Genomic DNA, 26945 nt, shown 5'->3' with positions numbered 1-26945 from the left:
TCAGGCTCTCACTCAGGGGTACGGCGGCCGAGCCTAACTGCTCGCTGCCTCGTGCGCCTTCTTGGCTTCGTCGATCCGGCGGCCGAGAACGATCGCTGCCACCCAGAAGGCAGCGAAGGCCGCACCGAGCACGAACATCACCGGTACGACGAAGCCGAGGCCGAGCGCCCCGACCTGGACCAGCGAGCCGAGCACGTAGCCGACGCGGTACTTCAGCAACCCCGCTGCCACCAGCGCCAGCGCTGCCAGCCCGAGGCAGACCGGCACCGCCACCGCGGGCCGGATGTCCGCCACCGAGATCATCACCGGCGTGACGAGCGCGAGCACGATCATCTCGAAGCCGAGCGAGATCGAGGCCAGCGATCTCACGTCGTCGCGTCCTTCGGCTTCCGGACCAGCAGGGTGCGCGCCTCACCGGCGGTGATCACCGAGCCGGTGACCAGGACACCACCGCTCCCGAGCGCGATCGCGTTCTCCTCGGCGAGCCGGATCGCGTCGTCGATCGCGTCGAGCAGGTTCGGGCGGACCAGCACCCGGTCCTCGCCGAAGATCTCGGCCGCCAGCTCACCCAGCTCCTCGGCCGGCATCGACCGCTCGACGAAGCTGTTCCGGGTGCAGACGACGGTCTCCATGATCGGCTCGAACGCGTCCAGCACGCCGTACACGTCCTTGTCCTTCATGCAGCCGAGGACACCGATCAGCGGCTGGAACTGGAACGCCTCGGAGACCGTGGCCGCGGTCGCCTGCGCACCGTGCGGGTTGTGTGCGGCGTCGACCACGATCGTCGGGCTCTTCCGGACGACCTCCATCCGGCCCGGGCTGGTGACCTGGGCGAAGCCGGCCTGCAGCAGCTCGGTGGTGACCCGGCCCTCGGTCTTCGCGCCGGCGCCGAGCAGCGCCTCGACGGCCGCGACCGCGGTGGCGGCGTTGTGCGCCTGGTACTCACCGTGCAGCGGGACGAAGAGGTCGTCGTACTCGCCGCCGAGGCCCTGGATCGAGATCAGCTGGCCGTCCACCGCGAGCGAGCGGCTGACCACGCCGAACTCGATCCCCTCGCGGGCGATCTGGGAACCGACCTCGACGGCCTTGGCCTGCAGCACCTCGAAGACCTCCAGGCTCTGCTGCGACATCACCGTCGTGCCACCGGGCTTGATGATCCCGGACTTGTCCCGCGCGATCGTGACCGGGTCCGCGCCCAGGATGTGCGCGTGGTCGACCGCGACCGGGGTGATCACCGAGACCGTCCCGTCGGCCACGTTGGTGGAGTCCCAGGTGCCACCGAGGCCGACCTCGATCACCGCGACGTCGACCGGCGCGTCCGCGAACACCGCGAACGCCATCCCGGTCATCACCTCGAAGAACGACAGCGGGTGCTCCTGCTCGGCGTCGACGACGTCCAGGTACGGCTCGAGCTCGGCGTACGCCTCGACGAACCGCTCCTCGCTGATCGGCTCGCCGTCCAGCGTGATCCGCTCCCGGACCGTCTCCAGGTGCGGACTGGTGAACCGGCCGGTCCGCAGCCCGGCCTCGCGCAGCAGGGTGTCGATCATCCGGGCCGTCGAGGTCTTGCCGTTGGTGCCCGTCAGGTGCACCACCGGGTACGCCTTCTGCGGGTCGCCGAGCAGCTCGACGAGCCGCTTGACCCGGTCCAGGGTCGGGTCGATCTTCTGCTCCGGCCAACGCGCCTGGAGCCGTGCCGATACCTCGGCGTAGGAGAGGTCGCTCATGAGAAGGCCCAGTCTAGGAGGGGGTGTGGATAACCCGTTCGGAGCACCCCTTGACAACCACTACGATTGTGCGCATGAGCCAGACGTCCCGCGTTCCAGACAAGCCCACCCTCGAAGGCCTCGAGGAGAAGTGGGCTGCCGTATGGAAGGAGCAGCAGACCTACGCCTTCGACCGCACCGCGGAGCGGGCCGACGTGTTCTCCATCGACACGCCGCCGCCGACGGTCTCGGGATCGCTGCACGTCGGGCACATCTTCAGCTACACCCACACCGACCTGGTGGCGCGGTTCCAGCGGATGCGCGGCAAGAAGGTCTTCTACCCGATCGGCTGGGACGACAACGGCCTGCCCACCGAGCGCCGCGTCCAGAACTACTACGGCGTCAAGTGCGACCCGTCGCTGCCCTACGACCCCGACTTCACCCCGCCGGCCAAGCCGGACCCGAAGAAGCAGGTCCCGATCTCCCGGCAGAACTTCGTCGACCTGTGCGGTGAGCTGACGCACGTCGACGAGCAGGCATTCGAGTCGATGTGGCGGACGGTCGGCCTGAGCGTCGACTGGGAGCACCTCTACACCACGATCTCCGAGGACTCCCGGCGGACGTCGCAGCGCGCGTTCCTGCGCAACTTCGCCCGCGGCGAGGCCTATCTGGCCGAGGCGCCGACGATGTGGGACGTCACGTTCCAGACCGCGGTCGCGCAGGCCGAGCTCGAGGCCCGGCCGTACCCGGGTGCCTACCACCGGATCGCGTACCACGGCGCCGACGGGCCGATCTACATCGAGACCACCCGGCCGGAGCTGATCCCGGCGTGTGTCGCGCTGATCGCGCACCCGGACGACGACCGCTACAAACACCTGTTCGGCACGACGGTGAAGTCGCCGCTGTTCGGCGTCGAGGTCCCGGTCCTGGCACACCCGGCCGCCGAGATGGACAAGGGCGCCGGTATCGCCATGTGCTGCACCTTCGGCGACCAGACCGACATCCAGTGGTGGCGCGAGCTGCAGCTGCCGGTCCGGACCGTCATCGGCCGCGACGGCCGCCTGCTCCGCGACACCCCGGCGTGGCTGAAGGGCTCCGAGGACCTGTACGCCGAGCTCGCCGGCAAGACCGTCTTCTCCGCGCGCGAGCTGATCGTCGAGAAGCTGCGCGCGAGCGGCGACCTGGACGGCGAACCGAAGAAGACCGAGCGGATGGCGAACTTCTACGAGAACGGCGACAAGCCGCTCGAGATCGTCTCCACCCGGCAGTGGTACATCACGAACGGCGGCCGCGACGCCGGCCTCAAGCAGGAGTTCATCGAGCGCGGCAACGAGCTCGCCTGGGTCCCCGAGCACATGCGGCACCGCTACCTGAACTGGGTCGAGGGGCTGAACGGTGACTGGCTGATCTCCCGCCAGCGGTACTTCGGTGTCCCGTTCCCGGTCTGGTACCCGCTGGACGCCGACGGCGAGCCCGACTACGCGCACCCGCTGATGCCGGAGGAGTCGGAGCTGCCGATCGACCCGACCTCGCAGGCCCCGCGGGGGTACGACGAGTCCCAGCGCGGCAAGGCCGGCGGGTTCGAGGCCGACCCCGATGTGATGGACACCTGGGCGACGTCCTCGCTCTCCCCGCACATCGCGTGCGGCTGGGAGCGCGACGACGACCTGTTCCGCCGGACCTTCCCGATGGACCTGAACACGCACGCCCACGAGATCATCCGCACCTGGCTGTTCTCCCGCGTCGTCCGGGCCCACTTCGAGAACGGCACGCTGCCGTGGGCGCGGTCGATGATCTCCGGGTTCGTCGTCGACCCGGACCGCAAGAAGATGTCGAAGTCCAAGGGCAACGCGATCGTCCCGACCGAGATCCTGGACAAGTTCGGCGCGGACGCGGTCCGCTGGCGCGCGGCGATGGCGCGGCCCGGGATGGACTCGCCGTTCGACGAGTCGCAGATGAAGGTCGGCCGCCGGCTGGCGATCAAGGTCCTGAACGCGTCCAAGTTCGTCCTCGGGTTCGGCGCGACCACGATCGACCCGGCAGCGGTCACCGAGCCGGTCGACCTGGCGATGCTGCAGCGGTTGCGGGCCGTCGTCACCGAGGCCACGGTGGCCTTCGAGCGGTTCGACTACACCGGCGCGCTGGAGATCAGCGAGCGGTTCTTCTGGACCTTCTGCGACGACTACGTCGAGCTGGTCAAGGAGCGCGCGTACGGCGGACAGGGTGAGGCGGCCGCGACTTCGGCGAAGGCGGCGCTCGCGGTGGCGCTGTCGGTCCAGCTCCGGCTGCTCGCGCCGTACCTGCCGTTCGCGACCGAAGAGGTCTGGTCGTGGTGGCAGGAGGGGTCGATCCACCTGACCTCGTGGCCGACGCCGGAGGGTGACCTCGCGGTGGCGGACCAGGACGCCGAGCTGCTGGATGCGGTCTCCGAGGTCCTGGCCGGGATCCGTGGGGCGAAGTCCGAGGCGAAGGTGTCGATGAAGACCGAGGTCAGCAAGGTCGAGGTCAGCGGCCCGGCCGCCCGCCTCGCCCTGGCCGAGCGCGCCGAGCCCGACCTGCGCGCCGCGGGCCGGATCACCGGCGAGATCCTCTGGAGCACCGACGACACCGATACCGTCAAGGTCGTCGCGACCCTGTAAACGTCGTCGCGGGTGCCCGCGTCCTCCTCAGGAGGCGGGCACTTGGACCTGCCGAGGATCGACTACGCTGCGGAACCGGTTTGTACCGGTGTGGAACCATCGGTTCGAACCCCGTGACCACCAGTCCGAGGAGCCAACCTCATGACCGACCCCACCACACCGGCCAAGCAGACGCCGGTGCAGGACGCCAAGGCCGACACCACCGAGCTCCCACCCGTGCCGGCAGAGATGGCGGAAGCCGGGAAGCCGGAGGCGCCTGGCGAGAAGTCGGACGCGACGGTTGGCGTGAAAGCTGGCGAGACGGCTGCCTATGGCATTCCTCCGGCGGGGCCGAAGAAGCCATGGTGGCGGCGACTGAGCCTGCGGCGGATCAAGTTGCGAGGGCCCTGGCTGACGGTCGCTGGGGTGGTGGTGATTTTGGTCGTGCTGGCAGTGCTCGGGTACGTCTGGGGTCTCGGGCCGCTGAACCGGCTGAATGCTGAGCGCGGGATCACCCCGCCGGCCAAGCTGGCCGGGCTCGACCGGGTGACCGATCAGGACATCCGCAACCAGGCGGGGCTCGACCAGACCCGGGACGCGCTGAGCCGGATCAACGACGGCAAGCAGGTGACGGTCGAGGCGTACGGGAGCCTCGACGGCTCGCGGCTGTACGTGATCATCGCGCTGCGCGGCAAGGTCGACATCAACAAGACCGTCGCCGACTCCGGCGCGACGCCGGACAAGATCAAGAAGGTCGGCAAGTCCACCTGCGTCGAGTCCACCGGCAACCTGCCGACCCAGTGCTACCGGGGATCCAACACCCTCACCGTCATCGCCCAGTCCGCCAACGAAGGCGTCGCCGTCGACCAGGTCGAACCGGTCGCCGAAGAGGCGTTCAACTCGATGAAGTGAGTACTCCGGCGATCAGCGTCATCACCGGGATCGACAGCAACGTGCTGAGCAGCACCGCACTCCGCGCCAGCGTCCGGCTCGCGCGGTAGTGCACGGCGTACACGTAGACGTTCTGCGCGGTCGGTAGCGCAGCCAGCAGCGTCGGTGCGAGCAGTGCGGCGCCGTGGAGATCCAGCACCCACCGAGCAACGCAGTACCCGATCGCCGGCTGCACGACCGTCTTCAGCAGTACTGCGAGCACCACGTCTCGCCGTAGCGTGATCGAACCCTTCACACCGCCGCTCAGACTCAGCCCGTACGCGATCAGCGCGACCGGCACCGCCGCAGCTGCCACCAGGTCGACCGGGCGCATCAGCAACGTCGGCAACGGCAGACCGGTCAGCGACACAAGTAGTCCGAGCAGCGACGCGACGGTCAGCGGATTTCGCAACGGCCGGGTGATGACGGTCCGGACGGAGACCCGCCGCCCGCTCCCCTGCTTGTCGCCGTCCAGTACGGCGAACGCCACCGGCGCCATCACCAGCAGCTGGAACAGCACGATGGGCGCGACCAACGCTCCGTCCCCCAGCACGTACGCCGCCACCGGAACACCGAGGTTGCCCGCGTTCACGTACGACGACGCGAGGACGCCGATCGTCGCCTCGGATCGCGTCCGTCGCCAGATCACCGCAGCCACCAGCAGGAACACCGCCTGAACCACGAACAGGCTCAGCAGGTTGGTGACCAGCACGACCGAGAAGATCGCGTGCAGGTCCGCTCGCGCGACCGTCGTGAACAGCAGCGCCGGCGTGGCGACGAAGAACGCCAGGCGGGAGAGGACCAGCTCGTCCTGCGCCCGCAGCACCCCGAGGAGACCGACGACGTACCCCAGCACGGCCACTGCGACCAGCGCGGCGAAGGCACCCACGACGGCGGACACCTCAGGTACTCAGCGGCTTCGACATGTCCCGATCGTAGGGGAAACCGTTCTCCGTGAGACTGGCGTGGCTCAGCCGTTGGACCGTGACGTGCGGCACCTGCTGACCATGCCTTCGACCACGCTGCGGAAGTGGTCGCGGTCGGCGGCGGAGATCGGGTCGGTCAGCGCACTCAGCGCCTCGCCCATGTCGGTGTGGAACGCGATCGCCGCCTTCCGGCCCGCCGCGGTGAGCGTCACCTGCAGGGCTCGGCGATCGCCGGGCACCGCGGACCGCTCGGCCAGCCCGCGCTTCTCGATCCGGTCCATCAGGCCGGTCAGGGCCGCCTTCTCGACGCCGAACATTTGCGCGAGCTCGGCCATGCCGCGGGGGCCGCCGAGCAGGACGCAGAGCAGCCGCGCCTGGACCGGGGTCAGGTCGTGGCGGTCGGACACGGTCGTGTAGATGTCCTGGACGAGGTTGGTCAGCTGCATCAGACCCGTGCCGACATCCAGCTGATCAGCCCAGGTCTCGGTCACGGGAATATGCTACATGGCCTTTATAGTTAATGTGACATACTGTACGTGGCATTAACTATCTAGGGAGAGAATCATGTCTTTCACCGATGACGAGATTGCCTACCTGAAGTCCCAGCTGGTCGCGCGGCTCGCGACAGTCGGCGCGGACGGCCAGCCGGACGCGGTGCCGGTCGGGTTCGAGTACGACGGGACGCACCTGCTGATCGGCGGGATCGACCCGCTGAAGACGCGGAAGGTCCGCAACGTCCAAGCCGGGAACACGAAGGTCACGCTGCTGCTCGACGACCTGCCGTCCACCGATCCGTGGATCCCGCGCTACCTGCGCATCTACGGCGAGGCGGAGCTGGTCGAGCAGGACGGCCGCTTCGGCGTCAACACGTACCTGCGCATCACGCCCACCATCTCGTGGAGCTTCAACCTCGAAGGCAAGCCCTTCAGGTACGACGCCCAGATGGAGCTGCGGCGCACCGTCCACTGAAACGTAACCTGCAAGAAACTGCCGATCCAGCACCCGGATCGGAAACATTCCACCAAGGCCGTCGACGATGGCGGTATGAAGACTTCCGCTCGAGGATTCCGGGCTGCCCTGTGCGCGGCCGCGGTGCTGGGTGTGCTGTCAGCCGGGCTGACCGCGACCGCCGAAGCTGTTCCGACCACGACGGTTGCGGTCGCCGCCGGGTACGGCCTGCCGCTGGGCGACGCCGATCTGGTGGAGACGCATAGCTACCAGACATTGGCGCGTGGCGTGACGTTGACGCGGATCGTGCGCGGCACCGAGCCGGCGCCGGCCGACCAGATCAACACCACCACGCGCGGGCCGTGGGTGGTCAGCGTGCTGACGATCGACCCGAAGAAGGCGAAGGGGCACCTGCGGACGACGTACGGGCCGGACCTGGCCCGGGTCGAGAAGACGTCGGACCTGGTGAAGGCGGCCGGGGCACTCGCGGGAGTCAACGCGAGCTTCTTCACGTTCACGGCCAACCCGCAGTACCCGGGTGACCCGGTCGGTCTCGGGATCTCGGACGGGAAGCTGCTCAGCGAGCCGCTGACCGACCCGACCGAGGCCAACCTGCTGATTGATGCCAAGAGCAACAAGCTGCTGACCGGGCACCTGACCTGGTCCGGAACCGTGCGCGGCAAGCACGACATCCTCCCGCTGGAGTTCGTCAACCACCCGCCGGTGGTTCCGGCCGCCTGCGCCACCCTCCCCGACCAGACCGCCTGCGCCGTCGCGGGCGACACCGTGCTCTTCACCCCCGAGTTCGCCGCCAGCACCCCGGCCGGCGCGGGGATCGAGGTCGTGCTCGACAGCCGCGGCTGCGTCATCCGCACCTCCAACCTCCGCGGTACGCCGCTCACCGCCGGCCAGACCTCGATCCAGGCCACCGGCCTGGACACCGTCGCGCTGCTCAAGGTCGCCGGCGCGGGTAACTGCCTCCGCACCGACCTGAAGGTCGCCGACGCGACCGGCACCAAGGTCCCGCTCCGCAAGGGCCTGTACGGCGCCACCGGCCGCTACCAGCTGACGAAGAACGGCGAGGTCGTCGTACCGCCCGGGGCCGGCAGCTTCTTCGACCGCAACCCGCGGACGATCGCCGGTACCACCAGCGACGGCAAGATCGTGCTCGCCGCGCTCGACGGCCGGCAGACCACCAGCGTCGGCACCACGATGAACGAGACTGCCGCGGTCGCGAAGTCCCTCGGCCTGACCAACTCGATCAACCTCGACGGCGGCGGCTCGACCGCGATGGCGCTGCAGGACGGGACGCTGGTCAACCACCCGAGCGGCGCCAACGGTGCCGAACGTGCCGTCGGCGACGCGGTCGTCTGGGTGCCTGGGAACTAAAGCGGATACGGTGATGGCGTGCGTCTGCTCACTCTGACGACAGCCATCCTCCTCCTGGCGACCGCGTGCGGTGGCGGCGAGCCCAAGGAGCCCGCCACCACCGCACCAGCCGAAATCACCGTGACCAGTACTGCGTTCCGCGAGGGCGGCGCGATCCCTTCGAAGTACACCTGCGACGGCATCGGCGCCGCCCCGCCGCTCGCCTGGACCGGTACGCCGAGCGACGCCAAGGCGATCGCGCTGGTCGTCGACGACCCCGACGCGCCCAACGGCACCTTCACCCACTGGATCGTCCTGGACCTGCCGCCGACCACCACCGTGCTGACCGAGGTCGATCATCAGGCGAACAACTCGGAAGGCAAGCCGGAGTACACCCCGTTCTGCCCGCCCAGCGGCACGCACCACTACCGCTTCAACGTCTATGCGTTGTCCCAGGCAACGAACCTGGCCGACGGCAGCAGCCTGGACGAGGCGCTGAAGGCGATCGACAGCACCACCATCGCCCGCGGCCGGCTGACCGGGGTCTACCGCCGTCAGTAGCCGTATCCGCCGCCGTCATCGCCGTCATTGCCGGACGACGACGGCGAGGACGGTGCAGCGCCTGACGTCGTCGCCGCGTGCCACGTGAACGACGTACCGCCGAACGAGTCCGTCACGCCGTTGCCGCCGTGCTCGCCGGCACCCTTGTCGAGCTTGAAGGTGTAGAGCGGCTTGCCCTGGTACGTGAGCTGATCCGCTCCCGTGTCGGTCCGCTTCTTGACGCTCACATCCGGTACGCCGTTGGCCGAGCCGGTCGCCGGGATCCAGATGCTCAGGCAGCTTGCCGTGCACTTCACCGTCCCGCCGGCCTCCTGGTCGGCGAAGTACAGCGTCTTCCCGCTCGCGTCGACCAGCGTCTGGCCGACGCCGTCGACGTTCTTCACCGAGACCGCGTCCCCACTCACCTGCTGCGTGCCGCCGCCACCGCAGGCGGTCAGCGCGCCGGCCATTACTATTGCCCCTAGCAACCACTTCATCGTCGGGATCACTTCCTCTCCCCGACCAGTACGCACCCGGACGCCGGCGGGTTCAGGTGAACCGACTGTAACCCTCCCGCGTAGTAATCAGGTGTGGATGACGACACCGTGATCCGCGCGCTGTACGACAGGTACCGGCGGCCGCTGTTCGGGTACGTCCTGCGTGCGGTGGGCGGAGACCGCCAGTACGCCGAGGACATCGTCCAGGAGACGATGGCGCGCGCCTGGACGCACTCGGCCGAGCTCGACCCGGAGCGGGCCGGCCGCTGGCTGTTCACGGTCGCCCGCAACCTCGTCGTCTCCGGGCACCGGAAGCGGTCCGCACGGGTCACCGAGGTGGCGATCGACGGCCACGAGTTCCCGGCGTACGGCGACGACATCGACCGGGTGCTGCAGGCGTGGCAGGTGGCCGAAGTACTGCGTGGGCTCAGCGACGACCACCGGCAGGTCGTCATCGAGCTGTTCTACAAGCGGCGCACGGTGAACGAGGCCGCGGTCGTGCTGGGCATCCCCGCCGGCACGGTGAAGTCGAGGAGCTACTACGCGTTGCACGCACTGCGAGCCGCACTGGAAGAGCGAGGAGTGACCGGCTCATGACCTGCCCGCAGACCATCACCATCGGTGCCTACGTGCTCGGCGCGCTCGAGCCGGAGGAGCGCCGGGAGACCGAGCGTCATCTGGAGACCTGCGCGACCTGCCGCGTCGCACTGCTCCAGTTCGCTCCCCTCCCCGGCCTGCTGCACGCCGTACCGCTCGACGACATCCAGGCCGAGCTGCCAGAGCCTCAGCCACTCCAGCTGGTCAAGAAGAAGTCGCCTAGAAGGCGCTGGGTGCTGGCGACGGCCGCATCGACCCTGGTAGCAAGCGGTCTGGTCGGCTGGGGAGTGCTGGCCGCAGGCCCGGCCGAGGCGACGTGGACCGCGACTAACGGCGTCGGTGGGCTGGACACGAGCGCCAAGCTGACAGGCCGGGCTTGGGGTACCGACATCCAGCTGAAGCTGACCGACCTCAAGCCGGACGAGCGCTGCATGCTGGTCGTGCACGGCAAGGACGGGGCCAGCGAGACGGCCGGGTGGTGGGCGGCGAACGGCCACTACAACGCCAACGTGCCGGCCAGTACGTCGATCCCGCTGCAGGAGATCACCAGTCTGGAAGTGGTGACCGCCGGGGACACCGTGCTGAGCACGATGACCCCGGCGTCGCGCTGACTCACCAGCTGTTGTTGGAGATTCCCGTCCCGAGGATCACCTGGTCGTACGTGTTCCCGTCGTTGTCGTCCGTGTGGGCGACCGCCACCTCGGCGTACGGCGAGACCGCGACCGTCATCTGCTCCTGCCGACCCGCGGTCACCGAGCTGAGCTGCTGCGCCGACAGCCGGCCGGTGTCCGTGCCCGTCGTACCGAAGCCACGCACCCACACGTCGAGGTCGGTGGCCTCGACCGTCCAACCCACCACGGTCTGGGCCTGATCGTCGATCCCGATCGACGGCAGCTTCCCACCGACCGCCACCTCGACATCGGCGTACCGCGCCGTGCCCGTCGAGTCGAACGAGCGTGTCCAGACGCCCGCCGTACCGGTGTGGTCGGAATCCCACGCCACAGCGAAGTCACCGTTGAAGTTGGCGGCCACTGACGCGTGCGTCTGCTGGCCACCGCCTTGTGAGTTCGCAGTACGGCGCGAGAGCGTGGCTGCACCGTTCGTGCGACCCAGCCGGATCAGACCGATGTTGTAGAACGCGTTGGCGTCGCCGTCCTCGTCCCACACCACCACGGCGTCACCTGATGCTCCGACGGCTACGTCCGGGTTGTGGTGCGTTCCGGTCGTCTGTGAGGCCGTGACCTCCCAAGCGCGCGTCGTCGGACCGGTGAACCCTGCCGCCCTCACTGTTGGCTGCGCAGTGCCTTGGGTGTCTTCCCAGACCGCCGTGAACGCCACCGCACCGGTCGACGGCGCACCATCCGGGTCCACCGCGACCCGTGGGTTGACCTGCTGCCCGTCCGAGCTGCTGTTCGCGTTGCCGGACGCAGTAACAGTGCCCGCGGTGTTCACGACCCGGTACGGGATGTTGTAGAACCCGTTGCCGTCCGGGTCGTCCTGCCAGACCACGACCGCGTTGCCGTTGTCGTCCAGGCCGACGTCCGGGTGCAGGTGCCGCCAGTTCGTCACGCCGGTGTTGCCCCCGGCTGACAGCTTCTTCTCGTACACAGCGGTGTCGTTGTGGAACAGCCGCAGGTAGATCTCGCTGTGCACGTTGTCGGTCGCGTTGTCCGTGTCCCGGTCGTCCTCCCAGACCACAGCGACGTACCCGTTGCGGCTGGTCGCGACCGAGGGCGTGTCCTGGTCGCCAGTGGCCACGCTGTTGGCCGTCGTCCAGGTGGGAGTCGCCACGAACGCCTGGGCGGTCTGAGTGAAGCCAATAGCAGTGGCTGCAAGCGTTACGAAGGCCAGTGTCTTCTTCATGAGCCTCACACCGCCTGCAGGCCGGGGTGGCCTTCTTGGACGACGAAGGACTTCAGTGTGGTCGCTGCGGCGCCGTGCTCCGACACCAGCGCTACCGCACGGAAGTCGGCGTGCAGCTGCGTCGGACTGACCGTAGCCCGCACGTACCCGCGCCGGTTGCTGTAGAACTTCAGCCACGGGTTCGTCCCGACGTCCGGCACCGCGGTGGACGTGTCGCCGTCACCGCTCGACGTCACCGAGCTGGTCACGAGCTCAGTGCCGATCGTCGCCGAGCTCGCGTTGTTGTAGCCGGCCTTCAGGTCGTTGGCCCACGCCCGGTGCACGTCTCCGGTGAGGACGACGGGGTTCCGCACGGCGCGGTCCACCCAGCCTTGCTGGATCCGTGCCCGCGAGGCGCGGTACCCGTCCCACGAGTCCATGCTCGCGCCGGTCGAGTTGAAGCGGCGCGCGAAGAACACCTGCTGGCCGATGATGTCCCACGTGCCCAGGTGCTGGCCCAGACCGTCGAGCAGCCAGCTCTCCTGCGGGTTGCCGGGCAGGCTGCGGGTGGCGAGGTCAGCGTCCGAGCACACCTTCCAGCCGTCGCCACAGGCCTGGTCGTCGCGGTACTGCCGGGTGTCGAGCATGTGGAACGTCGCCAGACTCCCCCACCGCAGCCGCCGGTAGAGCTGGATGCTGTTGCCGCTGTTCACCTGAGCCGGACGCAGCGGCATGTTCTCGTAGTACGCCTGGTACGCCGCCGACCGGCGCGCGGTCCACTGCGCCGCAGTCAGCGCCGGAGTGTTGTTCTCCCGCACGGTGCCCGCGTAGTTGTTCTCCACCTCGTGGTCGTCCGGTACGACGATCCACGGCGCGGCCGCGTGTGCCGCCTGCAGGTCCGGGTCGGTCTTGTACTGCGCGTACCGGCGCCGGTAGTCCGCCAGCGACACGGTCTCGGCGCCGAGGTGCAGCCGCGGCCGGCCGGTGGTCGGTCCGTACTCGTAGATGTAGTCGCCGAGGTGCAGGATGACGCCCGGGTTCTCGTCAGCCATCCGGCGGTAGACGGTGAAGTAGCCCTCCTCGTAGTGCGAGCACGAGGTGAAGGCCATCACCAGGTCACGGCCGGCGGCACCGACGACGGGCGTCGTCCGCGTTCGGCCGACCGGAGAGACGTGGCCCTGGGCGCGGAAGCGGTAGAAGTAGTCGGAGTCAGGGTTGAGGCCACTCGCGATCACGTGGACCGCGTGCGAGGCGGCGTACTGCGCGGTGACCGTGCCGGACGCGACCAGCGTCGCGAAGGTGTCGGTCGTCGATACCTGCCAGTCGACGGCGACGTCGGCGTTGGCCATGCCGCCTTGACCGTCGGCGTTGGTCGGCGACGGGGCCAGCCGGGTCCAGAGCACGACACTGGTCGCGTCCGGCTCGCCGGACGCGACACCGAGCTGGAACGGGAACGGGACTGCCGCAGTGGCGGCGACGACGGAGGAGCGGGCGGTGGCCGGCAACACTCCGATGCCGGCTGTGGCCAGTCCGCCGAGAACAAGGGTCCTGCGACTGATTGGGCTCATGAGCCTCACCTTCACGGGTACTCAGGGCGGCAGGCCCCCGGACCGGGCGAACAACCGGTGACGATCCGGGGACCTCGAGTAGTGTGCGGTGCTTCATGCCCATAATTGCGCAGCAGAGGTAATTTTCCTACAGGACCACGATGAGCAGTATCGCGGCAGGAACACCTTCCAGCAGCGTGTTGAGCCAGAGCCGACGCTCGGTGGCGAGCAGGACCAGAGCGAGGAAGACGTGCTGCGCCGCGGTGAAGGCGACCAGCGCCTCACCCTGCGGCACGTGCCCGGTCCGGGCGAGGACGACGCCGAGTGCCAGCGCGACACCGGTCGTGAGGTTGTAGAACCCGAGGTTCACGATCCACAACCGGACCGCGTCGAAGTCGCGCCGCTCCAGCAGGAACATCGGGTAGAGCCGCGGGCTGCGGTAGAAGAACGACTCCATCAGCCAGACCGACACCAGCAGTACGGCGATGACGCTCGCCAGCACCTGCGCCGCCGTACTCACGGGAGTGTCACCCCGTGCCGGGCGGAGACCTCGCCCAGCGCGGCATAGTCGGTCGGATCGGCGGCCGCCAGCTCGGCGAAGAACGCGCCCATCCGGCCGCTCTGGCTGACGGCGAGGAACTTGGCCGACGGCGTCAGCACCGAGAACGTGTTCAGCGTGCCGGCCGGGATGCTGATCGACGACCCGGGGCCGAGGTCATATCCCTGATCCCCGGCCTGGACCAGGATCCGGCCTTGGAGCACGTAGAACGCCTTGCTCCACGGCTCGCTGTGCGGTGGAGCCGCCTCGCCCCGGGGCGCGTCGATCTCGAAGATCTCGTACTGACCGGCGGTGTGCTCGGTCCCGATCTTGACTGTCACAGTCGCGTCCGGCGCCGGGTACTCCACACCGGTGCCGGGGCTGCTCAGATGCACTGATTCGTTCATGGCAGCGACGGTAAGAACAGCCAGGCCGTCGAGACATCCCGCGGCAAAAGGGGCTTACCCGCCGCGGGAATCCCCACATTTCGGGGATAGGCCGCGGTTGGACGGCGGCGCATACTGGGCGCATGTGGGAGGGCCGGGCGCGCTCTGCGCGGCGGGACATCGCGGCACTCGCGACGTCGGGGATGGGAGTCGCGGAACTGCACGCGGCCGCGATCGAGGTGGTCGAGCAGGTCGTCGGAAGCGAACTGACCTGCTGGGCGGGCATGGACCCGGGCACGCTCGTGATCAGTTCGATGACGAGCGGCCGGGACCGCATCCCCTCGGAGTACGAGCCGCGGCTGGCCGAGACGGAGTACGCCGGCACCGATCCGAACTCGTTCGCCGAGCTGGCCCGCACGGAGCACCGGGTCGCGCGGCTCTCCGACCTGCCGTACCGCGAGGTGGTCGGGCACCGGCGGCTGAACGAGGTCTGGCGACCGCTCGGCATCGAGCACGAAGTGCGGGCGACGTTCGCGGTCGACGGCGACTGCTGGGGAGCGGCCGGCTTCGTCCGGAGCGGGCCGGACTTCAGCGACCGCGAGGTCGAGTTCCTCGAGTCGGTGGCGCCGGTGATCGGCGCGGCGACGCGGGTCGCGGTCCGGACCGACGCGCACGGGTACCGCGGTGGGGGCGGCCCGTCGATTGTCGTCACCGGACCGACCGGCGAGCCGCGTGCGATCACGGCCGCGGCCCGGACCTGGCAGGACGAGCTGAACGCGATCGCGCCCGGGCGGTTCGACGTACTCCTCCGCGCTGTCGTCACCGGGACACAGGTCGCGACGTCAGGGACCTTCCAGGCACGGGTGCAGACGGCCACCGGCGGTTGGGTGCTGCTGCAGGGCAGCCGGCTGATCGGCGACGAGGCGGAGGTCGTGGTCACGATCGAGCCGGCGTCGGGACGTCACCTGGTCGGCATGCTGCTCGCGGCGTACGGGCTGACCACCCGCGAGCGGGAGATCTGCCTGGAGGTCATCTCCGGCTACCCGACGGCCGAGATCGCGGACCGGTTGTCGATCTCGCCGCACACGATCCAGGACCACCTGAAGTCCGCGTTCGCCAAGGTCGGCGTCCGCAGCCGCGGCGAGCTGGTCGCGACGCTGCGCCCCGAGGACCTGACGATCAGGCCGGCGTGAGCTGCTTGCGGTACGTGCCCGGAGGTACGCCGAAGTCGCGCTTGAACGCCTTCGCGAACGCGAACTCGGACGTGTAGCCGATCTCCTTCGCCACCGTGGCGAGCGGACGGTCGAGGTCCCGCAGCAGCCGCGCCGCCGTCGTCATCCGCCAGCGCGCCAGGTAGGTCAACGGCGGCTCACCGACTGCCTCGGTGAAGCGCCGCGCGAACGCCGCTCTCGACAGGCCCACGTGGGCGGCGAGCTCCGCCACGGTCCACGCCGCACCGGGCTTCTCGTGGATCAGCTCGAGCGACCGCGCCACCGCAGGATCGGTCAGCGCCCGCGCCCAACCCCTGTCGGTCGGGCACTCGTTGTCCTCGAACCAGGCCCGCAGGATCAGCACCAGCAGGGCATCGACCAGAGCAGGTACGACGGCCGCCGCGCCGGGCTCCTGCGCGTCGAGCTCCTCCCCCAGGATGCTGATTGCCCTATGCAACGTTCGGTGCTTGCCCGGACTGGCCGGTACGACGACCACGTCCGGCAGCTTGCTCAGCACCGGGTGCGGGCGCTCGCGATCGAGCCTGTAGGTCCCGCACAGCACCAGCGACCGCGGACCCTGCCCCTGCGGCCACTCCGTCGCGGCCGGGTCGAAGGTCGCGATCGGCGAACTGGGGTGATCGGCGAGCGCGTGCTCGAGGCCGCGCGGCAGCAGCACCACGTCCCCCGGGCCGAGCGCGATCGGCTCCACGCCATCCGGCAGCAGCCACGCGTTGCCCTGCAGGATCACGTGGAAGGTCGCGCCGAAAGAGTGCGCGAACCGCATCCCCCACGGGCCGCGGGCGTCGGTGCGCGCGGAGGTGGCCGGCCCGGTGCGGAGGGTCGTGACGACATCGGCGAGAACGTCCATGTCAATCACAGTACAAGACGATCAGACATAAACCAGCGCTTCATGGACATAGATCCGCTCGATCCGACCTGTCTACTGTCGGTGACACCACTTCTTTGAGGAGCACTTTGATGAGCATTGTCGTCACCGCAGCCACCGGTCACCTGGGCAACCTGGTCATCGACGAGCTGCTGCAGCGGGTCCCTGCCGACCAGGTCGTCGCCGTCGCCCGGAACGCGGCGAAGGCCGCACCGATCGCCGACCGCGGCGTCGAGATCCGGATCGCGGACTACAACGACCCGGCAGCCCTCGCGCAGGCCTTCCGGACGGGCGACACGGTCCTCCTGATCTCCGGTCTCGAGCCGAACCGGCGCGACCAGCACCAGGCGGTGATCGCGGCGGCACGCGAGGCCGGCGTCGCACGGATCGTCTACACCAGCGTGCTCGGCGGACCGGAGGCCGACTTCGACCTGGCCGCCGACCACATCGCCACCGAGCAGGCCATTCTCGACTCGGGTCTGCCGTACACGTTCCTCCGCAACGGCTGGTACCACGAGGTCTACACCGACCAGATCGCGGGCCAGCTCGAGCACGGTGTCGTGGGCAGCGCCGGGGACGGCCGGATCGCGTCCGCAGCGCGGCGCGACTTCGCGGCCGCGGCAGCCGTCGTACTGACCGGGGACGGGCACGAGAAGACGGCGTACGACCTGAATGGCGACACCAACTACTCGCTGACCGAGTACGCGGCCGAACTGGCCCGGCAGTCCGGGCAGGAAGTTGCCTACAGCAACCTCTCACCCGCCGAGCACGCGCAGGTGCTGATCGGTGCGGGTCTCCCGGAGCCGGTGGCGCAGCTGTTCGTCGGCGTGGACGACGCGATCGGGCGTGGCCTGCTGGCCGGGCGCGGCAGCGACCTGTCGCGCCTGATCGGCCGGCCGACCACGCCGATCGCGGACTCCATCGCCGCCGCGCTCAGCTCCCGCTGATCACCCCGGGCTGCAGCGACTTCGCGCCGGCAGGCACCGGGTCGAACGGCTTGCGGTCCTGGGTGCAGGTCGAGCCGTCCCTGGGCGCCTGGAGGTCGACCAGATACTCGGTGACCAGGCGATCGGCGCAGCTGCTCTTGCCGATCGTCGTGTGCCCCCAGCCCTCGACCGTCACCATCCGCGCGTCCGGCCACAGGTCGGCGTACGGACGGGTGGCCTGGTACGGCGTCGCCGGGTCGTGGCGGGTGCCGAAGACGAGGACCGGAGCTTTCACCGTGTTCTGCCACGGGCCGAGGAACGCGTCGGTGTCGCGAATGCCCATGAACTCGCACTCGATCCCGACCCAGGCGCGGTAGCGGCCGAAGTGCGGCGCGCGCCGGTCGGCGGCATCGGCGTACTGCGGGTACGCGAACGGCCGGCGGCTCTGGCGCGCCTCGACACACGGCTGCAGCGCGCTGCCGATCGAGGTGGTGTAGTCCTCCTTGCGGCGGTTCCAGTCGATCAGCACCTGCGGTGCCTTCCGGGCCGCCTTCGCCTGGTTCGTCGTCGAGAGCTGCGCCCAGAGCTGGGCGAGCGCCGGGAAGTTGAGCGGGTCGTACAGGTTCGAGAACGTGACCGCGACGGCTACGGCGTACGTCACCTTGATCGTCGTACCGTCCGGCAGCGGTACGTCGATCGGGGTGGTCTTCAGCCGTTGGAGGCTGTTCTCGACCACGGTCTTCGGGTCGCCGAGGCTGTTGAGCACGCACTCGGCCCCGGCCTTCTTGCACTCGGCAAGGAACTGCTCGTAGGTGTCGGACGCGCCTTCACCCTGCCGGAGGCGGACGCCGAACGGGCGGCGGTCGCCGTCGGAACCGGAGTACCACTCGGGCAGGAGCGTGCCGTCGAGGACGAGTGCCCGGACCTTGTTCGGGAAGAGCTTGCCGTACGTCGCGCCGAGGTACGTGCCGTACGAGTACCCGGCGTACGTCAGCTTGTCGTCGCCGACGGCCTGCCGAAGCAGATCCAGGTCGCGGGCGACGTTCGCGGTGGAGTAGTGCGCGAGGTGGTCTGGCAGCTGGCTGCGAGCTTCGCGCCCGCGGCGGTGTACTGCCGCTCCTCCTTCGGCGTCAGCGGGAACGGCGGTACGTTCGCGAGCGCCTTGGCCTCGTCCGCCTCGGTCGGGTAGCAGGTCGCGGGATCCGAGCGGCTCACGCCGCGGGGGTCGAAGCCGAGGATGTCGAACCTCGCGCGGACCTCCGGCGTGTAGATGAACTGGCCGGCCTGCTGGACCAGGTCGACACCCGAACCGCCGGGGCCGCCGGGGTTGGTGAACAGTGTGCCGATCCGGTGCGCCGGATCGCTCGCCGGCAGCCGGGTCAGCGCGATCGTCGTGGTCGGCCCGTGCGGCCTGTCGTAGTCGGTCGGCACCTCGACCGTGGCGCACTGGAACGGCTTCAGTTGGGGGTCGGTCCCGCAGCTCCCCCACGCGATCATCGGCTTGGCACTCTGCGCCGTCGCCGGCGTCATCGGGGCCAGCAGGACCACTGCGGCAGCGCCGACCAAGAGACTTCGAAGGATTCTTCTGGGCGTCATGTCGCCGACCGTAGGCGGACGGCTGCTCAGGCCGCGTCCGTCACGAGAAGGAGGCCGGGAACCCACCTCGCGGTGGACCCGGCCTCCTGCTGACTGCTGCGGTCAGGCGGTCTTCTCGCGGCGCTCGCGCTTGCGCTCGATCTGGTCGCGCGGGATCAGCGTCGGGTTCACGTTCTCCAGGACGACCTCGCCGGTGACGACGACCTTCGCGACGTCCTCGCGGCTCGGCACCTCGTACATCACGTTGAGGAGAACCTCTTCCATGATCGCCCGCAGGCCCCGGGCGCCGGTACCGCGGAGCAGCGCCTGGTCGGCGATCGCCTCGACCGCGTCGTCGCTGAACTCGAGCTCGACGTTGTCGATCTCGAAGAGCCGCCGGTACTGCTTGACCAGCGCGTTCTTCGGCTCGGACAGGATCTTGATCAGCGCCTCGCGGTCCAGCGGGGACACCGTCGTGATCACCGGCAGCCGGCCGATGAACTCGGGGATCAGCCCGAACTTGAGCAGGTCCTCCGGCATGACGTCGGCGTACCCACCGACCTCCTTCGGCTTCTCCGGCTCGCGGACCGCGTTGAACCCGAGGGTCTTCTTGCCGACCCGCTGCTCGACCATGTGGTCCAGGCCGGCGAACGCGCCGCCGACGATGAACAGCACGTTGGTGGTGTCGATCTGGATGAACTCCTGGTGCGGGTGCTTGCGGCCACCCTGCGGCGGCACCGAGGCCGTCGTCCCTTCCAGGATCTTCAGCAGCGCCTGCTGGACGCCTTCACCAGAGACGTCCCGGGTGATCGACGGGTTCTCGCTCTTGCGGGCGATCTTGTCGACCTCGTCGATGTAGATGATCCCGGTCTCGGCCTTCTTGACGTCGTAGTCGGCCGCCTGGATCAGCTTGAGCAGGATGTTCTCGACGTCCTCACCGACGTACCCCGCCTCGGTCAGCGCGGTCGCGTCCGCGATCGCGAACGGGACGTTCAGCATCCGGGCGAGCGTCTGGGCGAGGTACGTCTTGCCGCAGCCCGTCGGGCCGATCAGCAGGATGTTCGACTTGGCCAGCTCAACGGCCTCGTCCTTCGCGTGCCGGCCGGCGCTGGACGCGCCCTGGCCGTCGCGGACCCGCTTGTAGTGGTTGTACACCGCTACCGCGAGTGCCTTCTTCGCCACGTCCTGTCCGACGACGTAGGCGTTGAGGAAGTCGTAGATCTCGCGGGGCTTCGGCAGCTCGGTGAGACCGACCTCCGAGCCCTCGTTCAGCTCTTCCTCGATGATCTCGTTGCAGAGATCGATGCACTCGTCGCAGATGTAGACGCCGGGACCGGCGATGAGCTTCTTGACCTGCTTCTGACTCTTGCCGCAGAACGAGCACTTGAGCAGGTCACCGCCGTCACCTATGCGTGCCACCGGGACAGATCCCTTCTATGCGCAGTCGGACCGTTTCGACGGTACCCCGTCAAGGGCGGAAAAGCCGCGCTCGCCACCGGGTTGTGACTACGCCGGTGGCGAACGCGGCTGGCCCTTGACAGCTGGACTGCCTAGGGCCAGGGAGTACTCAGACGCCGGCCGGGACCGGGGTCTTCAGGGACTGCAGGACGTCGTCGATCAGGCCGTACTCGATCGCCTGCTCGGCGGTCAGGAACTTGTCCCGCTCGATGTCGCGGGACACCTCCTCGCGCGACTTGCCACTCGCGTCGGCGATCATGGTCTCCAGCAGCGCCCGCAGGCGGAGGATCTCGTTCGCCTGGATCTCGATGTCGCTGGACTGCCCGTAGGTGCCCTCGGTGGCCGGCTGGTGGATGATGATCCGGCTGTTCGGGAGCGCAAGCCGCTTGCCCGGCGTACCGGCCGCGAGCAGCACCGCCGCGGCGGAGGCCGCCTGGCCGAGGCAGACCGTCTGGACATCGGGCTTGATGTACCGAACGGTGTCGTAGATCGCGGTCAGCGCTGTGAACGAGCCGCCCGGCGAGTTGATGTAGATGCTGATGTCGCGGTCGGAGTCCATCGACTGCAGGCACAGCAGCTGCGCCATCACCGCGTTCGCGATCTCGTCGGTGATCGGCGTACCGAGGAAGATGATCCGGTCCTCGAACAGCTTCGTGTAGGGATCGATCCGGCGCATGCCGTACGACGTGCGCTCCTCCCACTGCGGGATGAAGTAGTTCATGGTGCGTCCTAACTGGAGTGGGAGATCAGGAGTTCGGGCTGCCCTGGCTCAGCTGGGCGGCGCTGGTCACGACGTGGTCGATGAAGCCGTACTCCTTGGCCGCCTCGGCGGTGAACCAGCGGTCGCGGTCCGCGTCGTTCTCGACCTGCTCGAGCGGCTGGCCGGTGTGCTCGGCGATCAGCTTGAACAGCAGCGCCTTCAGGTGCAGCGACTGCTCGGCCTGGATCTTGATGTCCGAGGCCGTACCACCCATACCGCCGGACGGCTGGTGCATCATGATCCGCGCGTGCGGCAGCGAGTAGCGCTTGCCCTTCGCGCCGGCGCAGAGCAGGAACTGGCCCATGGAGGCCGCCAGACCCATCCCGACGGTGGCGACGTCGTTGGAGATCCACTGCATGGTGTCGTAGATCGCCATGCCGGAGTCCACCGAGCCACCCGGCGAGTTGATGTACAGCCAGATGTCCGCGCTCGGATCCTGAGCGTTCAGCAGCAGCATCTGCGCGATGATCGCGTTCGAGTTGTCGTCGCGAACCTCGGACCCCAGGAAGATGATGCGGTTTTTCCGCAGCTCGCGGTAGATGTCGTCGTCTTGTCCGCCGGAGCCGTTGCCGCCCGCGGCGGTGGGGCTGGCTGCAAATGTCTCGTTCACGAACCCGACATTACTGGGCGGCGGCGACAGACCTAAGGCTGGGCCGCAGGTGTTCGCTCACGGCGCACCGGGGCGTCTGCCCACAGCTAAATCGGTGTTGCCGTGTCAGGTACTTCGCCCACGCGAACGGCCCGGAACCTTGGTGGGTTCCGGGCCGCTCGGTGCTGTGCCGGCTCAGGCCTTCGCGGGCTCCTCGACCGGGGCCTCGGCCTCGGTCGCGTCGGCGGTCTCCGCCTCGGGGTCGGCGTACGAGCCGTCCGGCTGCAGGGTCTTGAGCTCGACGTGGTTGCCGGACGCGTCGGTGATCTTGGCGTTCTCGACCAGGTGCGCCAGCGCCTTGCCGCGGACGACCTCGGAGACCAGGCTCGGGACCAGGTTGTTCTCCACCGCGTGCTGGGCGAACTGGTCCGGGCTGACGCCGGAACGCTGCGCGTGCCGGACGATGTGCTCGGTGAGCTCCTGGTCGTTGACGCTCAGCTCCTGCTGCTCGGCCACCAGGTCCAGCACGAACTGCGCCTTGATCGCGTCCTCGGAGCGCTTCTTCAGGTCCTCGTCGAACTCTTCCTGGGTCTGCTCCTCGCCCTCGAGGAACTGCTCCATCGTCATCCCGGAGTACCCGAGCTGCTGCTCCAGGTTCTCCTTGCGGGCGGCCAGCTCGTCGGTCAGCAGACCGTCCGGCACCGGCACGTCGACCAGGGTGAGGATCTTCTCCAGTACGGCGTCACGCGCGTCGCCGGCCTGCTCGAGCCGCTTGCCGCGCTCCAGCCGAGCGCGGACATCGGCGGTGAGCTCCTCCGCGGTGTCGAACTCGGACGCCGTCTGCGCGAACTCGTCGTCCAGCGCCGGCAGCTCCTGCTCCTTGACCGCGGTCACGGTCACCTCGACGTCGACGTCCTCGCCCTTGAGCTCGCCGCCGACCAGCTGGGTGACGAAGGTCGCCTTCTCGCCGGCGCTCAGGCCGGTCACGGCGTCGTCCAGGCCGTCGAGCAGCTGACCGCTGCCGACCTGGTACGACAGGCCGCTCGCCTGCGCCTCCTCGACCCGCTCGCCGTCCTTGCTCGCGGACAGGTCGATGGTGATGTAGTCCTTGTCCTGCACCGGGCGCTCGACCGGGTTCAGCGAGCCGAACCGCTGGCGCAGGGCCTCGATCTGCTCCTCGACCTCGTCGTCGGAGATCTTCAGGTCCTCGACCTCGGCCTCGATGCCCTCCAGGTCCGGCAGCGTGATCTCCGGGCGGACCTCGACCTCGGCGGAGAACTGCAGGCTCTCCTTGTCGTTGAACTCGGTCACGTCGACCTCGGGCCGGCCGATCGCCTTCACCTGGTTGTCGCTGACCGCCTGCGAGTACAGCTTCGGCAAGGCGTCGTTGATCGCTTCCTCGAGCACGGGCCCACGGCCGACCCGCTGGTCGATGACCTGCGGCGGGATCTTGCCCTTGCGGAAGCCCGGCACCTGGATCTGCTGAGCGATGGCCTTGTACGCCGCGTCGAGGCTCGGCTTGAGCTCCTCGAACGGCACCTCGACGATGAGCTTGACCTTGGTCGGGCTCAAGGACTCGACGGTGCTCTTCACGGTGGCGGTTCTCCTTGATTCGGTGACAGGCAGCACGGTGACAGCCCGCGCCGCAGCGGTGCTGCAGGGGGTTTGTCGGGGCGACAGGACTCGAACCTGCGGTCTCCTGCTCCCAAAGCAGGCGCGCTAGCCACTACGCTACGCCCCGCAGTGACCGGAAGAGTCTAGTCGACCGGAACCAGTGCTCTGACCACCGGGGGCCTGGGCTCCTCGTTTTGAGTCTGGCCCCAGGGTTGTGGAATCATTACCTGAGCACGCGGGTGTAGCTCAATGGTAGAGCCCCAGTCTTCCAAACTGACTACGCGAGTTCGATTCTCGTCACCCGCTCTCGGACGATGGGCGAGGTGTGCCTGCGGAGTGCGCAGGCTGCCTCGCCCTCGTCATGTCATGCGTCTCGCTCCGCTCGACGCGGCGGGGGCTCCGCCACCCGCACCCCCTTTGCCTTCGCTTCGCTCGGCCCGCTGTGGTCGGGTTATGCGGGTCGGTTGAACCATTCGACGGCCAGGTCAGCAATCGCGGTCGGGGCATCGTCAGTTATGAAGTGGGCTGCGTTGGCTATGTAGGTGAATTTGATGTGGTCGGCGTAGCGGTCGGGGGTGCTGCAGACGTGGCTCATGGTTTCTTCGGTCCAGGGGTGGTCTTGGCGGCCGAAGATGATTTGGGTGGGGACTGTCAGGCGGCGGTGGCGGTAGGTGCCTCGGATGATGCGTAGGGCTTCGGGGAGGACCATGCCTCGGGTCAGGGGGCGTACTGCGGCGTCGATTTCGGGGCGGGTCAGGGGGGCCAGGTGGGATTCGATGGTGGCCTGGGAGATGGGGGTTGCGACGTACCTGTGGGAGAAGACTCCTGCCAGGGAGGCGCCTGGGCGATGCCAGATGAAGGGCGGGAGGTGCTGGAAGCCGGGCAGGAGTTTGGGGCTGAATCTCATGAAGCCCGGTGGCACGGAGAGTTGGGTTGCGGTCCGCACGCGGTCGGGGTGTTCGTAGGTCAGTTGCATTGCTGTGATGACGCCCATGTCGTGGGAGATGAGGTGGGCGCGGTCGATCTTCAGGGCGTCGAAGAGGTTGAGTAGGTCGTGGAGGCGGGTCTCGCGTTTGATTTCGGGATTGTCGGCTGTGGTCCAGCCGGCTCCGCGGAGGTCGGGGCAGATTGCTTGGTAGCCCGCCGCGGCGATGACGGGGGCGATCGCGCGCCACTGCCACCAGTGTTGGGGGAATCCGTGGAGGAGGACGACAGGGTCGCCTTCGCCGATGGTTGCGACGTGGGTGCGTAGGCCTGGCGTTTCGACGACTCGGTGGTCGAAGCCGGGCGCCTCTGGAAGGGGCGGGGACCAGGCCTGGGCGGCTACGGAACCTGTGCTGTGTGGCTCGGACGTGGCCATGGCGGCCTCCCTCGTGCGGCTACTACTACGTTTATAGTAGGGCGCTCGAGAGGGGGCGTCTATGCCGATTAATCCGTGGCTTGGGCCTGCTTCAGGTTTGTCTGATGGGGAGCGGCCAGCCAGTCCTGGGCCAGGCGGGGGTCTGTCGGCTCGTCACCTTGGCGTAGGGCGTTGAGGTAGGCGCGGTCGGCGGCGATGCGGGCCGCGATCTCGGTGCGTTCGGCGACGGCTCCGTGGCCTGGGATGAGTACGTCGACGTACTGGGCGGCTTCGCTGAGGCGATCGAGTGCCGCTTCGTAGGCAGGCAGCTGGTTGGGGCGGCGCGGGTCGAGCATCGGGATGAGTACGTCGGACAGCATGTCGCCGGCGATCAGGACGCCGCGGTCCGCGAGGAGTACGGCGGCGTGGCCGATCGCGTGCGCGTCGTGCTCGATCAGCTCGCCCGGCACGGGCCCGCCGTCCGCGGGCAGCGGGGTGAGGAGACCGATCAGCTCGAGCGGGATGCCGTCCGCGCTCTCCGCCGCCATCGCCTGCGCCCGCTCCCGCGCTGCAGTGGCCAGCTGGACATTGGGAGCAGTCGCATACCGCGGTACGTCGCCGAACCGGGAGTGCCAGAGCAGGTGGTCCCAGTGCGGGTGGGTGGAGAACCCAGCAATCACGGGGATGCCGAGGCGTCCCACGTCATCGGCGAGCTCCTCCAGATCGGACCCGCTGATGCCGGGTCGACCAGGACCAGCCCGTCATCCCCGCGCACGACCACGGCATTGCTCGAGACCCACTCGCTCTGCCGCACCCAGACCCCGTCGGCCACCTGCTTCACCATGCGCTCACCTTGTCAGCTGCCTCCGACAAAATGCAGACCCGCTCAGCGCCAGAACTTCCAGCCCTCAGGAGCCTTCGGAAACTCAGCCGGCGGCATCCACCCCCGAGCCGGGCGCCACCCCGGCGGATGCGGCGGCCAGTTGGGTGGAGCCTGAAACCGGTACCGCGCATCCCGGACCAGCCAATACACCGCCCACGCAGCCGCGACCCCCGCAAGGACCCACAACCCCAGACCCACCAGCGCAAACGTCCTCGGCTCAGGCCCACACTCGACAGCCTCCGGCGCGCACGGGTCCGACGGCACCGCCAGCATCAGCACGCCGAGACAACCAACCGCCGCGAACAGCCCCGCAAAGAACCACCCAAGCACCACCAGGACCGTGTGCCTCGGCGCATCGGAGTACCCATGCCACACCCGCGGATCCGGCGGCGCAGTCCAACTCACGCCACCATTACACCCCGCGCTCGGCCGACCCAGCTTCAGGCGGGCCAGTCGCTGTCCGGGAGGAGGGTGTGGAGGGGTGCGGATCGGTCGGCGCCCAGGAGGACCTCGGTGTTCGAGTTCGCCGGGTCGATCTGGCGGATGAATTCCCGGCAGCGGCCGCAGGGCGGTACGACGTGGAGCGCATCGGCGCCTTGCCAGACGGCGACGATCTTGGCGATCTTGTACTCGCGGGCGGTGACCATCGCGGCGATCGCGGCATGCTCAGCACAGAACCCGGTGCCGGATGCGGTGTCGATACAGACCCCGACGTACACGTTCCCGGCCTCGGTCACGAGCGCCGACGCCACGTCCCCGAACAGTCGATCCCCTACGTGGTGAGGATGCAGCACCGCCGCGGCCGCCTCGATCAGCGTGTCGTTGGTTTTCACGCACGGAACCTAGCCTTCGCAGTCATCTCGGGGCGATGGAATTACTGAGGCGCGCGGCGGTCGGCTTCGCTGCGGAGTACGCAGAACTCGTTGCCCTCGGGGTCGGCGAGGACGGCCCAGCCGGTGCCGTCGGGGTTGCGGCGGTCGGCGACGAGCGTGGCGCCGAGGGCGAGGAGGCGCCGTACCTCCTCGTCGCGTGTCGTCTCGGGGCGTAGGCACAGGTGGACGCGGTTCTTGACGGTCTTCGGCTCGGGGACCTGGTTGAAGTACAGGACCGGTCCCTCCGCCAGCAGTACGACGGTCTCATGGTCACCTGGCTCGCAGTCCGGATCGAGTGGCCGGCCGGTCACCTCGCTCCAGAAACGAGCCAGCTCGTACGCATTCGCACAGTCGATCGCCACGTTCTGCACCATCGAAACCATGTGCGT

30 protein-coding genes, 2 tRNA genes and 1 pseudogene are annotated in these 26945 nt (G+C 68.6%); 10 read left to right on the top strand and 23 right to left on the bottom strand.

The window, feature by feature from the left end:
* Positions 1 to 33: 33 nt before the first annotated feature.
* Together AB0E69_RS35950 and AB0E69_RS35945 are read right to left on the bottom strand one after the other, a co-directional pair.
* Entirely contained in the window at positions 34 to 369 is a 336-nt protein-coding gene (locus tag AB0E69_RS35950; RefSeq protein ID WP_360156915.1) for a DUF4233 domain-containing protein, read from the bottom strand.
* Entirely contained in the window at positions 366 to 1727 is a 1362-nt protein-coding gene (locus AB0E69_RS35945; RefSeq protein WP_360156912.1) for a folylpolyglutamate synthase/dihydrofolate synthase family protein, read from the bottom strand. Before AB0E69_RS35945 ends, AB0E69_RS35950 begins: the two co-directional genes overlap by 4 nt.
* A gap of 74 nt (positions 1728 to 1801) precedes the next feature.
* On the opposite strand from AB0E69_RS35945, the gene valS reads away from it, so the two are divergent.
* Entirely contained in the window at positions 1802 to 4345 is a 2544-nt protein-coding gene (gene valS / locus AB0E69_RS35940) for a valine--tRNA ligase (protein WP_360156909.1), read from the top strand.
* 141 nt (positions 4346 to 4486) lie between these two features.
* On the top strand, positions 4487 to 5236 hold the full coding sequence (locus AB0E69_RS35935) for a hypothetical protein (RefSeq protein WP_360156906.1): 750 nt from the start codon (positions 4487 to 4489) through the stop codon (positions 5234 to 5236).
* On the opposite strand, the gene AB0E69_RS35930 is transcribed toward AB0E69_RS35935, so the two are convergent.
* A complete protein-coding gene (locus AB0E69_RS35930) occupies positions 5220 to 6155 on the bottom strand; it encodes an AEC family transporter (RefSeq protein ID WP_360156903.1) in 936 nt (311 codons plus the stop codon). The genes AB0E69_RS35935 and AB0E69_RS35930 overlap by 17 nt on opposite strands.
* A 69-nt stretch (positions 6156 to 6224) precedes the next feature.
* Positions 6225 to 6671 carry a MarR family transcriptional regulator gene (locus AB0E69_RS35925; protein WP_360156900.1) on the bottom strand — a complete coding sequence of 149 codons (447 nt, stop codon included), beginning with the start codon at positions 6669 to 6671 and terminating at the stop codon, positions 6225 to 6227.
* A 73-nt stretch (positions 6672 to 6744) separates the two neighbouring features.
* Between AB0E69_RS35925 and AB0E69_RS35920 the strand changes: the two genes are divergently transcribed.
* From AB0E69_RS35920 to AB0E69_RS35910, 3 genes are all read left to right on the top strand, one after another.
* Positions 6745 to 7149 (top strand): PPOX class F420-dependent oxidoreductase, encoded by a 405-nt coding sequence (locus AB0E69_RS35920; RefSeq protein ID WP_360156897.1) that lies wholly within the window; start codon positions 6745 to 6747, stop codon positions 7147 to 7149.
* A 75-nt stretch (positions 7150 to 7224) separates the two neighbouring features.
* On the top strand, positions 7225 to 8517 hold the full coding sequence (locus AB0E69_RS35915; protein WP_360156894.1) for a phosphodiester glycosidase family protein: 1293 nt from the start codon (positions 7225 to 7227) through the stop codon (positions 8515 to 8517).
* 18 nt (positions 8518 to 8535) lie between these two features.
* Positions 8536 to 9057: a YbhB/YbcL family Raf kinase inhibitor-like protein gene (locus AB0E69_RS35910; protein WP_360156891.1), complete on the top strand. Its 522-nt coding sequence runs from the start codon at positions 8536 to 8538 to the stop codon at positions 9055 to 9057.
* Here the strand turns inward: AB0E69_RS35910 and AB0E69_RS35905 are convergent.
* Positions 9051 to 9545: a hypothetical protein gene (locus AB0E69_RS35905; RefSeq protein ID WP_360156888.1), complete on the bottom strand. Its 495-nt coding sequence runs from the start codon at positions 9543 to 9545 to the stop codon at positions 9051 to 9053. The two genes, AB0E69_RS35910 and AB0E69_RS35905, sit on opposite strands and share 7 nt — an antisense overlap.
* 81 nt (positions 9546 to 9626) lie before the next feature.
* Here AB0E69_RS35905 and AB0E69_RS35900 point away from each other — a divergent pair, with 81 nt between their 5' ends.
* Together AB0E69_RS35900 and AB0E69_RS35895 are read left to right on the top strand one after the other, a co-directional pair.
* The gene (locus AB0E69_RS35900; RefSeq protein WP_360156885.1) at positions 9627 to 10130 is read left to right on the top strand and encodes a sigma-70 family RNA polymerase sigma factor; all 504 of its coding nucleotides are present in this window, start codon (positions 9627 to 9629) and stop codon (positions 10128 to 10130) included.
* Positions 10127 to 10741 (top strand): zf-HC2 domain-containing protein, encoded by a 615-nt coding sequence (locus AB0E69_RS35895; protein ID WP_360156882.1) that lies wholly within the window; start codon positions 10127 to 10129, stop codon positions 10739 to 10741. Before AB0E69_RS35900 ends, AB0E69_RS35895 begins: the two co-directional genes overlap by 4 nt.
* A gap of 1 nt (position 10742) precedes the next feature.
* Here the strand turns inward: AB0E69_RS35895 and AB0E69_RS35890 are convergent, their stop codons facing one another.
* The 4 genes from AB0E69_RS35890 to AB0E69_RS35875 all read right to left on the bottom strand — a co-directional run bounded on the left by AB0E69_RS35890 (position 10743) and on the right by AB0E69_RS35875 (position 14464).
* Positions 10743 to 11993, bottom strand: a complete 1251-nt coding sequence (locus AB0E69_RS35890) for a hypothetical protein (protein WP_360156879.1) — start codon at positions 11991 to 11993, stop codon at positions 10743 to 10745.
* A 5-nt stretch (positions 11994 to 11998) separates the two neighbouring features.
* A complete protein-coding gene (locus AB0E69_RS35885) occupies positions 11999 to 13540 on the bottom strand; it encodes an alkaline phosphatase D family protein (protein WP_360156876.1) in 1542 nt (513 codons plus the stop codon).
* Positions 13541 to 13667: 127 nt separating this feature from the next.
* Positions 13668 to 14039 carry a DUF1304 family protein gene (locus tag AB0E69_RS35880; protein WP_360156873.1) on the bottom strand — a complete coding sequence of 124 codons (372 nt, stop codon included), beginning with the start codon at positions 14037 to 14039 and terminating at the stop codon, positions 13668 to 13670.
* Positions 14036 to 14464 carry a cupin domain-containing protein gene (locus AB0E69_RS35875; protein ID WP_360156870.1) on the bottom strand — a complete coding sequence of 143 codons (429 nt, stop codon included), beginning with the start codon at positions 14462 to 14464 and terminating at the stop codon, positions 14036 to 14038. Before AB0E69_RS35875 ends, AB0E69_RS35880 begins: the two co-directional genes overlap by 4 nt.
* Positions 14465 to 14586: 122 nt before the next feature.
* On the opposite strand from AB0E69_RS35875, the gene AB0E69_RS35870 reads away from it, so the two are divergent.
* Positions 14587 to 15636 (top strand): helix-turn-helix transcriptional regulator, encoded by a 1050-nt coding sequence (locus AB0E69_RS35870; RefSeq protein ID WP_360156867.1) that lies wholly within the window; start codon positions 14587 to 14589, stop codon positions 15634 to 15636.
* Here the strand turns inward: AB0E69_RS35870 and AB0E69_RS35865 are convergent.
* A complete protein-coding gene (locus tag AB0E69_RS35865) occupies positions 15623 to 16522 on the bottom strand; it encodes an AraC family transcriptional regulator (protein WP_360156864.1) in 900 nt (299 codons plus the stop codon). The two genes, AB0E69_RS35870 and AB0E69_RS35865, sit on opposite strands and share 14 nt — an antisense overlap.
* Positions 16523 to 16632: 110 nt before the next feature.
* On the opposite strand from AB0E69_RS35865, the gene AB0E69_RS35860 reads away from it, so the two are divergent.
* A complete protein-coding gene (locus tag AB0E69_RS35860; protein ID WP_360156861.1) occupies positions 16633 to 17487 on the top strand; it encodes an NAD(P)H-binding protein in 855 nt (284 codons plus the stop codon).
* Here the strand turns inward: AB0E69_RS35860 and AB0E69_RS35855 are convergent.
* The 8 genes and pseudogenes from AB0E69_RS35855 to AB0E69_RS35820 all read right to left on the bottom strand — a co-directional run bounded on the left by AB0E69_RS35855 (position 17474) and on the right by AB0E69_RS35820 (position 23589).
* On the bottom strand, positions 17474 to 18232 hold the full coding sequence (locus AB0E69_RS35855) for an alpha/beta hydrolase (RefSeq protein ID WP_360156984.1): 759 nt from the start codon (positions 18230 to 18232) through the stop codon (positions 17474 to 17476). The genes AB0E69_RS35860 and AB0E69_RS35855 overlap by 14 nt on opposite strands.
* A 156-nt stretch (positions 18233 to 18388) precedes the next feature.
* Positions 18389 to 18490, bottom strand: a pseudogene (locus AB0E69_RS35850) (hypothetical protein); the annotation flags it as partial.
* Entirely contained in the window at positions 18457 to 19062 is a 606-nt protein-coding gene (locus AB0E69_RS35845) for a hypothetical protein (RefSeq protein ID WP_360156990.1), read from the bottom strand. The pseudogene AB0E69_RS35850 and the gene AB0E69_RS35845, both read right to left, overlap by 34 nt.
* Before the next feature lie 102 nt (positions 19063 to 19164).
* Positions 19165 to 20460 carry an ATP-dependent Clp protease ATP-binding subunit ClpX gene (clpX, locus tag AB0E69_RS35840; RefSeq protein ID WP_360156858.1) on the bottom strand — a complete coding sequence of 432 codons (1296 nt, stop codon included), beginning with the start codon at positions 20458 to 20460 and terminating at the stop codon, positions 19165 to 19167.
* 148 nt (positions 20461 to 20608) lie between these two features.
* Positions 20609 to 21220 (bottom strand): ATP-dependent Clp protease proteolytic subunit, encoded by a 612-nt coding sequence (locus AB0E69_RS35835; protein WP_360156855.1) that lies wholly within the window; start codon positions 21218 to 21220, stop codon positions 20609 to 20611.
* A 25-nt stretch (positions 21221 to 21245) separates the two neighbouring features.
* Positions 21246 to 21869: an ATP-dependent Clp protease proteolytic subunit gene (locus AB0E69_RS35830; RefSeq protein WP_134097004.1), complete on the bottom strand. Its 624-nt coding sequence runs from the start codon at positions 21867 to 21869 to the stop codon at positions 21246 to 21248.
* Between the two features lie 174 nt (positions 21870 to 22043).
* Entirely contained in the window at positions 22044 to 23441 is a 1398-nt protein-coding gene (tig, locus tag AB0E69_RS35825) for a trigger factor (protein ID WP_360156851.1), read from the bottom strand.
* A 75-nt stretch (positions 23442 to 23516) separates the two neighbouring features.
* A tRNA-Pro gene (locus tag AB0E69_RS35820) sits at positions 23517 to 23589 on the bottom strand.
* A 108-nt stretch (positions 23590 to 23697) separates the two neighbouring features.
* On the opposite strand from AB0E69_RS35820, the gene AB0E69_RS35815 reads away from it, so the two are divergent.
* Positions 23698 to 23768 (top strand) — tRNA-Gly (locus tag AB0E69_RS35815).
* Between the two features lie 145 nt (positions 23769 to 23913).
* On the opposite strand, the gene AB0E69_RS35810 is transcribed toward AB0E69_RS35815, so the two are convergent.
* From AB0E69_RS35810 to AB0E69_RS35790, 5 genes are all read right to left on the bottom strand, one after another.
* Positions 23914 to 24822 carry an alpha/beta hydrolase gene (locus AB0E69_RS35810; RefSeq protein WP_360156848.1) on the bottom strand — a complete coding sequence of 303 codons (909 nt, stop codon included), beginning with the start codon at positions 24820 to 24822 and terminating at the stop codon, positions 23914 to 23916.
* A gap of 68 nt (positions 24823 to 24890) precedes the next feature.
* Positions 24891 to 25502: an MBL fold metallo-hydrolase gene (locus AB0E69_RS35805; RefSeq protein ID WP_360156845.1), complete on the bottom strand. Its 612-nt coding sequence runs from the start codon at positions 25500 to 25502 to the stop codon at positions 24891 to 24893.
* Positions 25478 to 25645 (bottom strand): hypothetical protein, encoded by a 168-nt coding sequence (locus AB0E69_RS35800; RefSeq protein WP_360156842.1) that lies wholly within the window; start codon positions 25643 to 25645, stop codon positions 25478 to 25480. Before AB0E69_RS35800 ends, AB0E69_RS35805 begins: the two co-directional genes overlap by 25 nt.
* A gap of 479 nt (positions 25646 to 26124) precedes the next feature.
* Positions 26125 to 26517 (bottom strand): cytidine deaminase, encoded by a 393-nt coding sequence (locus AB0E69_RS35795; RefSeq protein ID WP_360156839.1) that lies wholly within the window; start codon positions 26515 to 26517, stop codon positions 26125 to 26127.
* Between the two features lie 41 nt (positions 26518 to 26558).
* Positions 26559 to 26939 carry a VOC family protein gene (locus AB0E69_RS35790; protein WP_360156836.1) on the bottom strand — a complete coding sequence of 127 codons (381 nt, stop codon included), beginning with the start codon at positions 26937 to 26939 and terminating at the stop codon, positions 26559 to 26561.
* Positions 26940 to 26945 lie beyond the last annotated feature (6 nt).

It is taken from the genome of Kribbella sp. NPDC026611 (assembly GCF_040638345.1).
Classification (GTDB): domain Bacteria; phylum Actinomycetota; class Actinomycetes; order Propionibacteriales; family Kribbellaceae; genus Kribbella.
This window is presented reverse-complemented; position numbering and strand designations above follow the sequence as displayed.

Bases quoted from the DNA above. Each gene is read 5' to 3' on its own strand.
- AB0E69_RS35945 (WP_360156912.1), bottom strand. From the start codon at position 1,727: ATGAGCGACCTCTCCTACGCCGAGGTATCGGCACGGCTCCAGGCGCGT.
- valS (WP_360156909.1), top strand. From the start codon at position 1,802: ATGAGCCAGACGTCCCGCGTTCCAGACAAGCCCACCCTCGAAGGCCTC.
- AB0E69_RS35935 (WP_360156906.1), top strand. From the start codon at position 4,487: ATGACCGACCCCACCACACCGGCCAAGCAGACGCCGGTGCAGGACGCC.
- AB0E69_RS35920 (WP_360156897.1), top strand. From the start codon at position 6,745: ATGTCTTTCACCGATGACGAGATTGCCTACCTGAAGTCCCAGCTGGTC.
- AB0E69_RS35915 (WP_360156894.1), top strand. From the start codon at position 7,225: ATGAAGACTTCCGCTCGAGGATTCCGGGCTGCCCTGTGCGCGGCCGCG.
- AB0E69_RS35895 (WP_360156882.1), top strand. From the start codon at position 10,127: ATGACCTGCCCGCAGACCATCACCATCGGTGCCTACGTGCTCGGCGCG.
- AB0E69_RS35890 (WP_360156879.1), bottom strand. From the start codon at position 11,993: ATGAAGAAGACACTGGCCTTCGTAACGCTTGCAGCCACTGCTATTGGC.
- AB0E69_RS35885 (WP_360156876.1), bottom strand. From the start codon at position 13,540: ATGAGCCCAATCAGTCGCAGGACCCTTGTTCTCGGCGGACTGGCCACA.
- AB0E69_RS35875 (WP_360156870.1), bottom strand. From the start codon at position 14,464: ATGAACGAATCAGTGCATCTGAGCAGCCCCGGCACCGGTGTGGAGTAC.
- AB0E69_RS35870 (WP_360156867.1), top strand. From the start codon at position 14,587: ATGTGGGAGGGCCGGGCGCGCTCTGCGCGGCGGGACATCGCGGCACTC.
- AB0E69_RS35865 (WP_360156864.1), bottom strand. From the start codon at position 16,522: ATGGACGTTCTCGCCGATGTCGTCACGACCCTCCGCACCGGGCCGGCC.
- AB0E69_RS35860 (WP_360156861.1), top strand. From the start codon at position 16,633: ATGAGCATTGTCGTCACCGCAGCCACCGGTCACCTGGGCAACCTGGTC.
- AB0E69_RS35845 (WP_360156990.1), bottom strand. From the start codon at position 19,062: ATGACGCCCAGAAGAATCCTTCGAAGTCTCTTGGTCGGCGCTGCCGCA.
- AB0E69_RS35835 (WP_360156855.1), bottom strand. From the start codon at position 21,220: ATGAACTACTTCATCCCGCAGTGGGAGGAGCGCACGTCGTACGGCATG.
- AB0E69_RS35810 (WP_360156848.1), bottom strand. From the start codon at position 24,822: ATGGCCACGTCCGAGCCACACAGCACAGGTTCCGTAGCCGCCCAGGCC.
- AB0E69_RS35800 (WP_360156842.1), bottom strand. From the start codon at position 25,645: ATGGTGAAGCAGGTGGCCGACGGGGTCTGGGTGCGGCAGAGCGAGTGG.
- AB0E69_RS35790 (WP_360156836.1), bottom strand. From the start codon at position 26,939: ATGGTTTCGATGGTGCAGAACGTGGCGATCGACTGTGCGAATGCGTAC.